Here is a 13142-nt window from a genome sequence, read left to right on the forward strand (position 1 = left end):
AGGGCGCGGGCGAAGGTGGGTGGAATGAGAGAGGACGTGGGTGGATGGTGCGCAAGCAGCGGACCCCGAGGTGGCTGGAAGCGGCACGGCGGAGGGGACCGGAGGACGTGCAACCCTCTGGAAGGTCGGACTGGTTGGCGAGGGCCCTGGGGAAGGCCGGAGTGATGCCTCGCGCCCAGGCGGAAGCAGCCATCCGCGAGGGACGGGTGACGCTCGATGGGCGGGTGGAGCACGAGCCCTTCGCGCCGGTGCGTCCGGGGATGGAAGTGCGGGTGGACGGGCTGGCGCGGCACCTGGAGGCGCCCGTGTTGGCGCTGATGTTCCATAAGCCAGTGGGGCTGGTGGTGCACGGCTCGGACGCGGAAGGCGTGGGCACCGTGTTCGAGTGTCTGCGTGAGCGGCTCACCCATCCGCTGCGCGACTATGAGTGGCTCGCGGTGGGCCGTCTGGACCGGGACACCACGGGGTTGCTGCTCTTCACCAACGACGAGCGTCTGGTCCAACACGGGACGTCGCCCGAGCGGCACCTGCCCAAGCGCTACGTGGCGGGCGTGGTGGGGCCGCCGCCGGAGGATGCGCTCCGTCGGCTGCGTGAGGGCCTGGTGCTGGAGGACGGCCCGACGCGGCCCGCGGGTGCCCGGCTGCGCGCGCCGGACGTGGTGGAGCTCACCCTGACGGAAGGGCGCAACCACCAGGTGAAGCGGATGCTGGCGGCGGTGGGACATCCGGTGCGGACCCTGCACCGCGAGGCCGTGGGCGGCGTGACGCTGGACGTGCCCGAGGGCGCGTGGCGGTTGCTGACGGACGAGGAGGTGTCCCAGGGGTTGTCCTTCTCCGTTTCCTGAGGCGCCGCCCGCCGAGTGTAGACTTCGGGGCCATGGACGATTCCGCGGCCCGTGAGCGTGGCGGCTTCCCCGCTCGGGCCTTCTGGCTCGGTGTCTTCGGCGTCACGGCGGCCTTCAGCCTCTTCTGCCTGGGCGTCGAGTACACGCCGGACTCGCTGCACTACCTCTCCGTGGCACGTGGGCTGCTGTCGGGCTCGGGGTTGTCGGGCACGCTGCTCGCGGTGGACACGGCCATGCCCCGGCCGCTGGACTTGTGGCCGCCCCTGTTTCCCATGGCCTGGGCGGCCCTGTTGTGGCTGGGGCCGGATTCGGCGGTCGTCACCCTGCACCTGCTGTGCTTCGCCGTGCTCGCCGCGGCGCTCTTCTCCATGGCTCCCGAGGGACAGGGCGCGCGCTACATCTGGACGTGCGCGGTGCTCATCGTCCTCTACCGTCCCTTCGGGCACGTGGCGGCGGCGGCGTGGTCCGAGCCCTTGTGCGTCGCATTGCTCGCGCTCGCCCTGGCGTGGGAGGTCCGGGGCGCGGACAGTGCCGGCTGTTCCTTCCTGGTGGGGGCGCTGCTGGGCCTGGCGGTGCTGACTCGCTACGCGGCGCTGTTCGTCCTGCCCGGGCTCCTGTTGTGGCGCTTCGTCCGGGCGCGTGAGGCGGGGGGGCCGCGGCGGCATGCCGTGCATGCACTGGCGCTGGGCGCGGGGCTCGGACTCGTGGTGGCGCCGTGGTTCGTCCGGAACGGTGTGTTGTTCGGCAGCGCCATGGGGCCTCCGAGGGCGCCACGTGGCGCGGGGCTCGTGTCCTCGCTGCTCAGTGGGGTGGAGACCCTGTTGGGGGAGGCGTCCTTCGGCGCGTTTGGTGTGCTCTGCGTGGCGGCCACGGTGTGGCTGCTGCTGCCCGCGCTGCGCGGTGTTCGAGGGGAGCGCCTGCCGGATGCATCGCTGGAGCGGCTGCAGCCCGCGGCGCTGATGGCCATGTCGTATGTCGCGGGCCTGTTCTGGACGGCCACCCGCACGCAGATGGACACGCTGGATGGCCGGCTGCTGGCGCCGCTGGGCGTGGGGCTGGTGCCGGTGACGGCGGCGGTGTTGGTGTCGCTCGTGGAGCGTTCCCGGTTGATGTCACCTCCGGTGCTCATCATCACCGGAGTGGTGGTGGTGGCGGGACACCTCTGGGCGCCGCTGCACGCGCGCGTCCGTCAGCCCCGGCAAGGGCTCCATCACCTTCGCGAGCGCATTGCCCCGCTGCCGGCGTGGGTAGAGGCCCACGTCACCGAGCGGGACCTGCTCCTGGGGCCGCAGCTCTGGTGGGTCCATCCCTTCTCACGTGCCCCCGTGGTGGCGGATGGCTACCCCGAGCGAGGCTTCCTGACGCGTCAGACACTGGGGGCCTACCTGCGGCGGCACGGCGCCGCCTACGAGCGCTTCTTCTGGTTCGATACCAGGCCTCCGCCCGTCGACGCGGCTGCCTTCGAGGCCGTCGAGGTCGCCCGGTTGGAGACGAACGCCTACTGGTCCACCGTGTGGAACACCGTCTGGGAAATCCGTCCCGTGGGCCGCGCGTCTCCCGTGGACGGACGCGAGGCGGTCCCCGCGCCGTAGGCATCCTCCGCGTGGGCCTCAGCGCTCGCGCGCCGCGACGGCCTCGACGAGGCTCCGAAGGCCCTGGGCCAGCGCCAGACTGGTGGGGAGCGGTCGGCCGAGGAGGCTCGGTACGCCGGTGGCCACCTGGGCGGAGTTGGTGAAGACGCAGGCGCTCACCTGCGCGAGCTGTGCGAACGAGAAAGGCCGCTCCACGATGGGCAGTGTCCCCACATGTCCGGCCTCCAGAAGCACTTCGCGGATGATGCCGGGGAGACACGGCGCGGACAGAGGCGGCGTGACGAGTACCCCGCCGCACTGGAAGAAGACGTTGGCCGTGGGCAGCTCGCAGACCTCGCCGGCCTCATTGCCGAGCAGGGGCAGGCGCTCCATCACGCTGTACTGCCGGAAGTAGGCGAGGCCTTTGTGATTCAGCGTGGACTCGCCGCGGCGGTAGGCCCCCGGCTCCTGACTGTCCAGGGCCCGTCCCTCGCGGTGCATCCGCTCCAGGTCTGGGGCGTGCTCGCGGAAGGTGAGCAGCACGTGGCCATCACTTGCCGACAACTTGCCCACACCGCGGAACGTGGGGCCCATCGCGGCGTCGGCTCGCAGGCAGCGCTCAATCGCTTCGCGCACCGCGGCTTCAGCGAGGTGCTCCGACGGTGGCGTGCGGACGGCGCCGGGGAAGGCGGCCAGGCTCGCGCGCAGCCGCGCCAGGTGCCGGGCGAGGAACCAGGGCTCGCCGGCCTCGATGCGGAAGGTGGTGAAGAAGCCCGCGCCGAAGAAGAAGCCCTGCGCGAAGTCCCGCAGGTGCAGTTCTTCCCAGCGCCGTACCTCACCGTCCATCGCGACCGTGGAGAACATGGCGGCCTCCCGTGCGCTCAGTGCGCCGGCTCCAGGAAGTTGGCGAGCAGCTGGGGCCCCTGGGGCGTGAGGAACGATTCGGGGTGGAACTGGACGCCTTCCAGGCGCGGCAGCTCGCGGTGCTTGAGGCCCATGATGAGCCCATCCTGCCACGCCGTCACTTCCAGGCACGCCGGCAGGCTCTCCGCGTCCACGACCAGGGAGTGGTAACGGGCCGCGGTGAAGGGGGCGGGCAGTCCCCGGAAGACGCCCTGGCCCGAGTGCTCGATGGCCGCCGTCTTGCCGTGCACGGGCACCGGTGCGCGCACCACCTTCGCGCCGAACACCTGGCCCAAGCACTGATGTCCCAAGCACACCCCGAGCACGGGCACCCGCCCGCCCAGGGTCCGGATGACGTCCATGGACACGCCAGCTTCGTGGGGCGTGCAGGGACCGGGCGAGATGAGGATGTGGTCGGGCCGGAGCGCTTCGACCTGCGCGACAGTGATGGCGTCATTGCGCACCACCTTCAGCTCGGCGCCCTGGGCACCCAGCGCTTGCACGAGGTTGAAGGTGAAGGAATCGAAGTTGTCGATGACGAGAATCATCCCGGCCTCCCCACCGATGCCAGGGCCAGGAGCTGCGAGCGCGCCTTGTTGAGCGTCTCCTTGTATTCCTGTCGAGGCTGCGAGTCGTGGACGATGCCGCCTCCCACCTGCGCGTAGGCCTGGCCGTCCTTCACCACCAGCGTGCGGATGACGATGTTCAAATCCAAATCACCCGTGAAGGACAGGTACCCCAGCGAGCCCGTATAGAGCCCCCGCGCATGTGGCTCCAGCTCGGTGATGATTTGCATCGTGCGTATCTTCGGCACGCCCGTAATCGTCCCCCCTGGGAAGAGCGCGCCCACCACGTCCAGCGGCTCCACGCCCGGCGCGAGCTGGCCGACGACCTCCGATTCAATGTGGAGGACGTGGGCGTACTCGACGATGTCCATCAGCTTCGTCACCTCGACCGAGCCATAGGTGCACACCCGGCCCAGGTCGTTGCGCTCCAGGTCCACCAGCATGGCGTGCTCGGCGCGCTCCTTCTCGTTGGTGCGCAGTTCGTGGACGAAGCGCGCTTCCTCTTCGGGCGTGCCCCGCCGACGCGTTCCGGCGATGGGCCGCGTGGTGGCCTGGCCGTTCTCCACGCGTACCAGCCGCTCCGGTGAGGCGCTGACGACGTGGAAGCCGTCACCTTCGAGATAGCTGGCGAAGTGGACGGGGTTGATGGCGGACAGCGTCTCGTAGAGCGCGAGCGGCTCACCGGGAAAGTCCACCTCCAGCCGCTGTGAGAGATTGACCTGATACGTGTCACCGGCGCGGATGTACTCGCGCACGCGCTCGACCGCGTCCAGGTAGGCATCGTGGGTGAAGTTGGAGCGATACGCCGAGGTGGGCCCATCCATCGCGGGTGGCACGCGTGGCGCAGTGGGCGTAGCGGTGCGGACGTGGGCCTCCAACGCGTCCAACCTGCGCTCACAGTCCTCCCAGTCCGAGCCCGTCGCCACCGCGAGCAATTGGCCCTCGTGGTGGTCCACCGTCAGGAAGGTATCGATGAACGCCAGGTCGATCTCAGGCAGGCGCAGGTCGTCTCGTGGGTGCCGGGGCAGGGACTCGAAGCAGTGCGCGGCCTCGTAGCCGAAGAAGCCCACCGCGCCGCCGCAGAAGAGCGGCATTCCGGGATGACGGACGCCACGCCACCGGCGCAGCAGCGAGCGCAGTACCTCCAGCGGCGTGCCCTGCTGGAGCGCGCCGTCAATGAAGCACTGTCCCTCTTTCGTGGTGAAGCGCAGGAAGGGCTTCGCGCCGAGGAACGAATAGCGCCCCTCGGCGCTGACCCGGGTGCTCTCCAGCAGGAACCGGCTTTCCGCTGGGAGGGCTCGCAGGAGGTCCACGGGACGCAGCGCTCCGAGCGGGAGCCGCCGCACCACGGGCACCTGGTTGTAGCCCTGGGCCACGAACGTCTCGAAGGACGTCCGGTCCGGGAAGCGCGTGGGAGAGGGCGGGCGGCTCATGTCGAGGCGCTTGATACCAGGAACGGCGGCGGCCGCCGCCTGGAAGGAACGTTCCGTCCAGGCCGCCTCGGCGATGGGCCCCCCTTGGGCAGGGCGTCACGGTGGACTGAACGTTCCGTCCATGCCGCCTCGTTCCATGGGCCCCCCTTGGGAGGGGGGCGCGGTGGAAGGAACGTTCCTTCCACGCCACCTCGTCCGGGGGCGCCCTGTAGTAGGCAGTGCGGTCAGCGTGAGCCGCGTTCCCGCGTGCGGCGTGCCTCCTTGAGGATTTCGTCCTCGGAGAGCTGGTCGGTGCGAATCGCGGAGCGGTCTGCCTTCAGTTGCTGGACCTTCCCCTCGCGCAGGACATGGAACTGGCCCGGCTTCTGGCCGGGGAGGCGGGTTTCGGCGTCAATGCGGGCCTCGGTGAACATGGGCTTGAGCTTCTTCAGGGCGTTGTCTTCCTTCACCCCGCCGACGAACCAGGTGCGCACGTTCTCCCGGCACTTGTAGTCCAGGTCTCCCGGGCTCTGCGTGCCCAGCATGACGCCCACACCCGCCGAGCGCGCGCGCTTGAGCAGGTTCTCCATCGGCTGCTTCGTCGCGGGCTTGCTCGTCGCGGGCAGATAGATGTCGGCTTCGTCGAAGAGAATGACGGCCTGGAGCTTGGATGCGGGGTGCTGGCTGGTCCAGCGGTTCGCCTCCAGCAGCAATTGAGACACCCAGAAGCGGACGCGGCTGAGGTCTCCCAGGTACTTTGTGCTGATGATGCTCAGTCGCGTCTTGCCCGGTGTGCTCGCGGCGCCGCGCCCAAGCAGTTCGCTGATATCCAGACGTTCTCCACCCGTTGCCAGCAGGGGGCGGAGGTCGAGCCGGAGCACTTCGAGGTCCTGGGCGAGCTTGGCGAACGTCTTCGTCGGAAGGCCCCCCGTTTCCTGCCGGAGCGACTCGTCCTGCTCCGCGACGAACTTCTGGACCATCTCCAAGGTCAGTTCTGTGCCCGGAGGCCGCTGGACCAACAGGCGCAAGGCCTGCGTGAGCAGCGCCCGGGCTGCCTTGTCATTGGGGCTGGTCTTGTATTCGAGCATGCCTGCGATGGCGTCCGCAGCCTGCTGCACGCCCTGCTCACGCTCTTCCGGCGGCAGGCTTTCAAGGCCGCGTGGAATCACAGGGATGGCCAGCGGCCGTCCGTCGGAGCGGCCCGGCGTGTAGAGCGCGACCTCGACGCGCTCGCGCAGCAGGCGGCGCCGCTCGATGAGGGCGGGGTCGTCCAGACGTTCCTCCCAGGAGAGGTCTCGCGCGTACGCGGCGAGGTCCCCCTTCCGGTCGACGAGGATGGCGGGCACGCCTCGGAGGAGCAGTTGCTCCAGGACGTTGAGCGCCAGCGTCGTCTTCCCGCTTCCCGTCGTGCCCAGGAAGGCGCTGTGGCGGGTCAACTCAGAGGGGTCCACGGTCACCACCTGGCTGAACACACCTTCCGAGGAGCCAATCCGCAGTGGCCCCGTGAGTGTTTCCGAGAGAGGCGGGGCGGAGGGGCTCTCGTTGCCCCTGAAGCCGATGGGGGGCTTCATTCCCTGGGGCGGTGTCACGGTGCGGCCCGTCAGCATCGGCGATTCGATGGTGATGTCCTGCAACGGGTCATCCGAAAGGGATTCGGCCCGGCCTTGCCTGGCTCCCTGGGCGACGATGGGCTCGCGGGCGGAGCGCACGTCTCTGGCCTCCAGTGCGCTCGTTCCGGCACGGGCAGGAGGAGGGGTGGACTTCGCTCCCGAGAGGACTTCGGCCGGGACAGGCGTTCCATACGGCAAGGTCGGTGGGCTGTTGAACAGCTCCGTCTGTGCCTTGGTTGCGGTGCTCCGGGCTCCGACATTGGCCGTCGGGACACCCGTGCCACCCTTGGGCGTGGTGTCCGGCTTCTCCAGCCCCAGGATGTCGCCCACGGACTTGAGCCGGGTGATGGGGCGAGCCGTCCGGCTCCATTCCAGGAGGGCGGCTTCACCCGCATGCCGCTCACGGAAGGTGCGCAGGGCCATGAGGTCCCGAAGCTCCGTGTCTCCGACGACGACCCGGCGCCCGCCTTTGCGGAGCAGCGCGCCCAGTTGCTCGGCGACGACACCGCCGGGGCGGGCCGGAGGGAAGTCGGTGGTCCGCACAATCACAGGTGTCTTTCCCGAGGCTTTCTTGAGCGCTTCGGTCATCTGCCTGCCGAGGCCGCCGCCACGCGAGTCCCTCTCACACAGCGCGACGAGGAGCTTGCTTCCCTCCGGGCGGACCTGGACGTCCAGCATCTCCTTGTCCTTGGGCTTGACGTCGAAGCGCTTCGCATCTCCGAGCTCCTTGCCGCCGGCTTCAATGGCCCAGGCCAGCAGTTCCGCGACATCCGCGGGCTCTTCGGGCGGGTCAATTCGCAGGGTGGCGCGGAAGTCCGTCCACAGCTGGTCCATGTCCGGCTTGGAGGCTTGGGGCTGCTGAGCCACATGTGGCTTCGCCACGCCCTGTCCCTGGGGACGCTGCAGCGGGAAGCTGGCGGGCAGCTTGCCATCTTGGATGGCGCGGTCGCGGTAGCGGCGGCACTCATCCAGGACGTCACGGGCGCGGTGTCCGCCCAGCGCGTCGAAGCCGTTCGCCGGAATGGGCCAGGTCGGGTCCGACGGGGAGACCGTGAAGCCTCGCTGTTCGAACAGGTCTTGCAGTCGCCGCGCCGCGAGGTCCCTGGCCGTATCGGCCGTCACCGTCTGCTCCAGCGTCACGGGCTCGGGGTCGTTCTCGATGCGATCCACCGTTCCTTGGTTGAGCAGGGGCTTCATCTTCGCCCAGTAGTCGGCGAGGCAGCAGAAGACCACGACAGCGCGAGGCACCTTGCTCGCGATGGCTGCCAAGCTGTTCATCGCGCGCCGGAAGGAGCTCTCCATCTGCGGGCGCTGCTCGAAGTCGCTGACGTCCTCGACCTGGTCGACGCAGAGCACGAGCGCCTGGCCCAGGCCGCCCATCAGCCGTCCCAGATGTTCCACCATCCGCGCCGGCGCATCGTCGGCGGTCCGGGGGATGAGGTTGCCAATGACGCGCTGGTCCGCCTCGGACAGTTCCTCGCAGCGCAGCCAGTGGAAGATGCGGCGGTTGAGCCGAGGGTCTCTTCGATGCAGGTAGATGAGGGCGCGCAGCAGGTCGACTTCCACTTCCCGGAAGCGAGGGTCCAGCAGCAGCTCGTCCGCCACGGCCCGGATGGTGCCGTGCAGCTCTTCATCCTCCAGAATCTTCTCGTCCTGCAGGTGCAGCACGAACGCGCTGTTGCACTGGGCCATGAGCGCGTCCGACAGGTGCATCAGCCCGCTGTCGTCATCGCCTCCCGCCCGAACGAACGGCTTGTCCAGGGAATCGATGAGGTTGGACAGGATGTAGCGGTCGTACTGTGTCGCATCGACGGTCATCGGCATGTAGCCGACGAAGCCCTTCCGCTGACCATGCGCGAGGTTGCGGAAGGCGCGCACCAGGTGCGTCTTGCCGCTGCCGGATTCGCCGAGCAGGAGCAGCAGCTTTCCGGCGCTCGGGGGCGTGTCCGAGGAAGCCTTGTCGAGCAGCCGCTTGAAGGAACGGCGAGCCGGCGCGTTGAGGGCCTCTACGTCGAACGGGTCCGCCTGCCAGATGTGCTGGCCCTGTTCGACGCTGGTGAAGACCTCGCGAGAGTCATCAAGGAAGATCTCGAGACGGGGGTCGTTGGCCACGGGGCGCTCCTGGGTTCGGGCTAGACGACAACGAAGTGGAAGCTGGCGCCGAAGGACCGGACCTCGGACTCGGCGACGTCCTTCGGATCCATGGCGGACACGAGGTCCGCGCGCGTTAGCGACAACAGGCGGGTCCGGTTGGCCTCCAGGAGCGCCGCGTCGAATGCCTCGCGGGTGCTCCACTCCGGCTGGAGGGCCTTCCACACGTGGGAGATGAAGACCTTGTTCTCGCCGAAGCGGCCCGTGGGAAGGGCGCGGGCGACCGACAACACGCGCTCGGCGAAGGCGGCCGGAGAGGGAGGGGCGCCCGGCTTCGTGTCGGCCCCGTCGTCGCTGCGGCGAGGGATCGCGGTTTCATCCGGCGTAGTGCCCTGTGTAGCAGCGCCCGCCCCAAACGGCGTCGAGGCCGGTGCCGCCGGGCTCGTTGACGCACGGGCTGCTGGCTTGTCCTCGGAGGCGCCGGCGTCCTGTGCAACAGCCCACCGTCGCATCAGTGACAAGCGCACGGCCTCCGCATCCACGCGGGGGGCGCCAGCCGCACGTGCCGCGAGCTGCTCCACGCCCTTGCGCGGGTCCGTCGTTTTCGCGTCCAGCATCTGCCCGAGCAGGTGGGCCTGCACCGCGCTCAGGGTGAAAGGCCGGTTCGTCTCGACGCCGAGCTGCCGCCACAACAACCGGTCCCGCGTTTGCGCCAGGGTGAGGCCTTCCTCGGCGTCCAGTCCATGCTGGCGCTGAAGCGCGGCGGCGCGCACGCCGTCGGCGCCCTTCATCCGCGCCACCACCGTCTTCGATGGCGGCAGGTCCAAGCTGTGCGCCACCAGGTGCGTGGCCTTCAGCTTCTTCCACGTCAGCCCGCGCGGCGGCTGGTCCAACTGGAGGAAGCGCAGCACCTCTGTCCGGCCCTTGGGCGTCAGCTCCAAGCCGCTGCGCCCGCGCACCGCCACGGTTCCTCCGCCCAGCAGCGCCTCCATGAGCGCCTCGAAACGGAGCTTCCATTCCGCACGGCTGAGCTGATGCTCCACGAAGGGCCGGAGCGCATCATCCAACTCCTTGCGCGTGCCGCGCCGCTCGCTGCGCGTCATGAGCCAGGATAAGGCAATGCCTGACAGCCGGTGGTCAGCGCTTCCCATTCGATGCTTCCTTCCCGGTGAACTCACCCCTGCGGGTGGCAATCAACGTGTCGAGGGTTTCAAGAATCTCTTCCAGTCGCGTCACCACGTCGTCCGCGAGGAAGCGGACCACCCAGTAGCCCGAGCACTGGAGCGCAACGTCCTTGCGCCGGTCTCGGCGGAAGCCGTCGGGGCTGCGGAAGTGGAAGTAGCCGTCGATTTCCACGGCCAGGTTCAGCTCCGTGCAGAGCAGGTCCACTTCCAGCCTTCGGCCACCTCCGACCGGGTCCACGTGGCCATTGAGGACGAAGAGGCCCCGGGTGGAGGCATGGTCCTGGAGCCGGGCGTGCAGGAACTTCTCCGCCTCGCTCCGGGCGCGGCCATTGGCGTCCCGGTAGGCCGAGGCGATGGTGCGCACCGCTGAGTCGTAGAGCGCGACGACCTGTTCGGACGAGCCTTCCTGCTGGAGCCGGGCGCGCGTGGACGCCACCGCGGCATCGGGGAGTTCGCGGGTGTCTTCGTCGAGCTCCGGCTCGGGTAGGTCCAGCCGGCCTTCCCGCAGCATGGCGAGGATGTGGGACTCCTCCCTCCGGAGGTACTCGGCGAGTACCTCGGCGGCGAGCACGCAACCCGTCGTGAGCGCGGGGGCCGCGGTGCACAGGGCCGCGGCGGTGCGGAGCGCCCGGAAGTCAGAGGGGCCGGCCCGCACGCGCAGGGCCGGCGTGCTTCCGGCGGGGACCAATGCCATCAGCGCCTGGAGGGCCGGCAGCGGCGCGCGCGCAATGGCCTGGCTCACCGCGTCTGGAAGCGCACCGGACGGCGGCGGGGCCGGGCTCTCCAGCAGGGCCCGGCACAGCTCCCAGGTGGCGGACTGTCCCTGCGGGGGCGTCAGGCCTTCCATCAACACCTGCAGTTGGTGCGCCGTCTTGCCTCGGAACTGGAGCGTCTGTGCCCGGTTCGGCGGCTGGGAGCGAACGACGAACGCCTCCGCGTCACCCAGCAGGTCCCGTTCCCTGGCGAGCGCCGCCGCCCACGCCGAGACGACGGCGCGCACGTCATCCCCGTCCACGATGACGACACTCAGCCCCCGGCGGTGAATCCACTCCGTCCAGACGGTCAGCGCCCGCTCCGGCGGCCCGACGAGCGTGCTCAGCGTTGCAATGCCTTGCGCGCGTCTCCGGGCATGCCGGTCCAGTGAGTCGAGAAGCGCTGCATCCAGTCGTGGCTGCAAGCCATTTCCCCCGAGGTCGCGTGGTGGTCTGCCATCGCGGAGGGTTGGAAGCCTGCTCCTCTCATGGACTCCGATGCAACCCCGGGGGGAGGTATGGACAGATGAGAGTGATTATGCTCGGGCGAGTCAGGCATTACATCCCGAGGTCTTCCGGACCCCCGTGCTTGCAATGTCTGTCGTCCGTGCAACAGCTCACACGTCCTCCACGCCCAGCGCCGCGCGCAGCTCGGGCATCCGGGCCAGGGGCACCGCGCCGAAGACGAAGCGGTCCGGCCGCACCACGGCCACGTCGGCGCCGTGCTCCCGGAACCACTCGGACAGCCTGCCGGTGTGGTCCTCCACGCTGTCGTCGCCCAGTCCCGGGACACCCGCAGAGCGCACGGTGACGGCGCGGGCACCCAGGGACTCGGCCAGTTCGCGGGCCACCTCCGTCCCCGGGCTGCGGCCCCGGCTCAGCACGGCGAAGCCGGAGCCCAGGCTGTCATCCAGCAGGTGCTCCTCACCGGACGCGCGCCGAACGCGAGGTTGGGGAAGGTAGCTTCCTTCAGCGGCCTTCCGGCCCGAGCGGCGGCCGCCCAGCAGCCAGCCTTCCTCGATGGCGGGCGCCGGCTTGAAGCGGAAGCCCTCTACGAAGCGGCGCGCGGCTGGAACGGCCTGGAGGCCCCGGAGCACGGTGTCCCGGACCCACGCCATGGGCGTGCTGCGCGCGGTGAACACGGAGCCCAGCCTCGCGGTGGCCTCCAGCAAGGCGCGCACGTGCGGACGGCGCTCCACGGCGTAGGTGTCCAGCAGGGCCTCGGGGGCGCGGCCCTGGAGGACCCACGCCAGCTTCCACGCGAGGTTCGCCGCGTCGCGCAGTCCGGACACCAGGCCCTGACCCATGAAGGGCGGCAACAGGTGGGCCGCGTCTCCCGCCAGGAAGGTGCGGCCCACGCGCCAGCGCTGCGCCACCACCGAATGAAAGCTGTAGAGCTGCGCGCGCTCCACCGTCACCCGGTCCGGATTCACATAAGGCCCAATCAAGCGGCGAATCGTGCCGGGCTGCGTCATCTCCTCGCCCGTCTCGCCCAGGCGCAGGCGGAACTCCCAGCGGAACCGCCCCAAGGGACCGCGCCCCACGAAGCCGGGGCGGGCCGGGTCGCAGACGACATGACATTCGGCGGGTGCGTCTTCCTCCGCCACGGTGCCGGAGATGGCAATCCACGGCTCCTGGCCGCCGCGTCCTTCCATGGGGATGCCCAGCAGCGCGCGCACCGTGCTCCGCCCGCCGTCGCAGGCCACCAGGTAGCGGGCGCGCACCCCGTGCCGGACACCGGACGTGCGGTAGCGCACGGTGACGCCCGCGCCGTCCTGTTCCAGCGATTCCACCTCGGTGCCCGTGCGCAGCTCGGCGGCGGGGAAGCGGGAGAGGCCCTCGCGCAGGGCCTTCTCCAGGAGTGGTTGGTGGAAGAACCAGATGGGCGCGTGGCCGTAACCGAAGTCCACCTGGCCCAGTTGGACCTGGGCAATGGGTTGGCCGCCCACGCCGGTGAAGGTGACGTGCCGGCCCTGGCGCAGGTCGGGCTTCAGCGCGTCGAGCAGGCCCGCGGCCTGGTAGATGCGCAGGGCCTCGTCGTCACAGGAGAAGGCCCGGGGTTGGCCATGCGGCGCGGCCTCCCGTTCGAGGACGAGCACTCGCACGCCCTGGAGTCCCAGGAGGTTGGCGGTGAGCACGCCCACCGGCCCGCCTCCCGCGATGACTACCTCCACTTCCTCGATGTCGGCCGACATGGACTTCCCCCCG

Annotated in this window: 9 protein-coding genes; 2 read left to right on the plus strand and 7 right to left on the minus strand. The window is 69.7% G+C overall.

Annotated features, from left to right (window positions below):
* The first annotated feature begins 44 nt into the window (after positions 1–44).
* Entirely contained in the window at positions 45–845 is an 801-nt protein-coding gene (locus tag OZ403_RS07885; protein ID WP_140788712.1) for a pseudouridine synthase, read from the plus strand.
* A 32-nt stretch (positions 846–877) separates the two neighbouring features.
* The gene (locus OZ403_RS07890) at positions 878–2437 is read left to right on the plus strand and encodes a hypothetical protein (RefSeq protein ID WP_268783824.1); all 1560 of its coding nucleotides are present in this window, start codon (positions 878–880) and stop codon (positions 2435–2437) included.
* 18 nt (positions 2438–2455) lie between these two features.
* Here OZ403_RS07890 and OZ403_RS07895 read toward each other — a convergent pair whose 3' ends face one another.
* From OZ403_RS07895 to mhpA, 7 genes are all read right to left on the minus strand, one after another.
* Positions 2456–3280: an aminotransferase class IV gene (locus OZ403_RS07895; RefSeq protein ID WP_268783825.1), complete on the minus strand. Its 825-nt coding sequence runs from the start codon at positions 3278–3280 to the stop codon at positions 2456–2458.
* 17 nt (positions 3281–3297) lie between these two features.
* Positions 3298–3867 (minus strand): anthranilate synthase component II, encoded by a 570-nt coding sequence (locus tag OZ403_RS07900; RefSeq protein WP_140788718.1) that lies wholly within the window; start codon positions 3865–3867, stop codon positions 3298–3300.
* Complete coding sequence (locus OZ403_RS07905) at positions 3864–5318, minus strand: anthranilate synthase component I family protein (protein ID WP_140853362.1); 1455 nt, start codon at positions 5316–5318, stop codon at positions 3864–3866. Before OZ403_RS07905 ends, OZ403_RS07900 begins: the two co-directional genes overlap by 4 nt.
* 224 nt (positions 5319–5542) lie before the next feature.
* Complete coding sequence (locus tag OZ403_RS07910) at positions 5543–9019, minus strand: helicase HerA domain-containing protein (protein ID WP_268783826.1); 3477 nt, start codon at positions 9017–9019, stop codon at positions 5543–5545.
* 20 nt (positions 9020–9039) lie between these two features.
* Complete coding sequence (locus tag OZ403_RS07915) at positions 9040–10149, minus strand: hypothetical protein (RefSeq protein WP_268783827.1); 1110 nt, start codon at positions 10147–10149, stop codon at positions 9040–9042.
* On the minus strand, positions 10136–11359 hold the full coding sequence (locus OZ403_RS07920) for an endonuclease domain-containing protein (protein ID WP_140873725.1): 1224 nt from the start codon (positions 11357–11359) through the stop codon (positions 10136–10138). Before OZ403_RS07920 ends, OZ403_RS07915 begins: the two co-directional genes overlap by 14 nt.
* 192 nt (positions 11360–11551) lie before the next feature.
* Positions 11552–13129: a bifunctional 3-(3-hydroxy-phenyl)propionate/3-hydroxycinnamic acid hydroxylase MhpA gene (gene mhpA / locus OZ403_RS07925; protein ID WP_140788725.1), complete on the minus strand. Its 1578-nt coding sequence runs from the start codon at positions 13127–13129 to the stop codon at positions 11552–11554.
* Between the last annotated feature and the right edge of the window lie 13 nt (positions 13130–13142).

It is taken from the genome of Myxococcus sp. NMCA1 (assembly GCF_026810205.1).
Lineage (GTDB): Bacteria > Myxococcota > Myxococcia > Myxococcales > Myxococcaceae > Myxococcus > Myxococcus xanthus_A.

Coding starts and splice junctions, on each gene's coding strand:
- OZ403_RS07885 (WP_140788712.1), top strand. CDS start 45: ATGGTGCGCAAGCAGCGGACCCCGAGGTGGCTGGAAGCGGCACGGCGG.
- OZ403_RS07890 (WP_268783824.1), top strand. CDS start 878: ATGGACGATTCCGCGGCCCGTGAGCGTGGCGGCTTCCCCGCTCGGGCC.
- OZ403_RS07895 (WP_268783825.1), bottom strand. CDS start 3,280: ATGTTCTCCACGGTCGCGATGGACGGTGAGGTACGGCGCTGGGAAGAA.
- OZ403_RS07900 (WP_140788718.1), bottom strand. CDS start 3,867: ATGATTCTCGTCATCGACAACTTCGATTCCTTCACCTTCAACCTCGTG.
- OZ403_RS07905 (WP_140853362.1), bottom strand. CDS start 5,318: ATGAGCCGCCCGCCCTCTCCCACGCGCTTCCCGGACCGGACGTCCTTC.
- OZ403_RS07915 (WP_268783827.1), bottom strand. CDS start 10,149: ATGGGAAGCGCTGACCACCGGCTGTCAGGCATTGCCTTATCCTGGCTC.
- mhpA (WP_140788725.1), bottom strand. CDS start 13,129: ATGTCGGCCGACATCGAGGAAGTGGAGGTAGTCATCGCGGGAGGCGGG.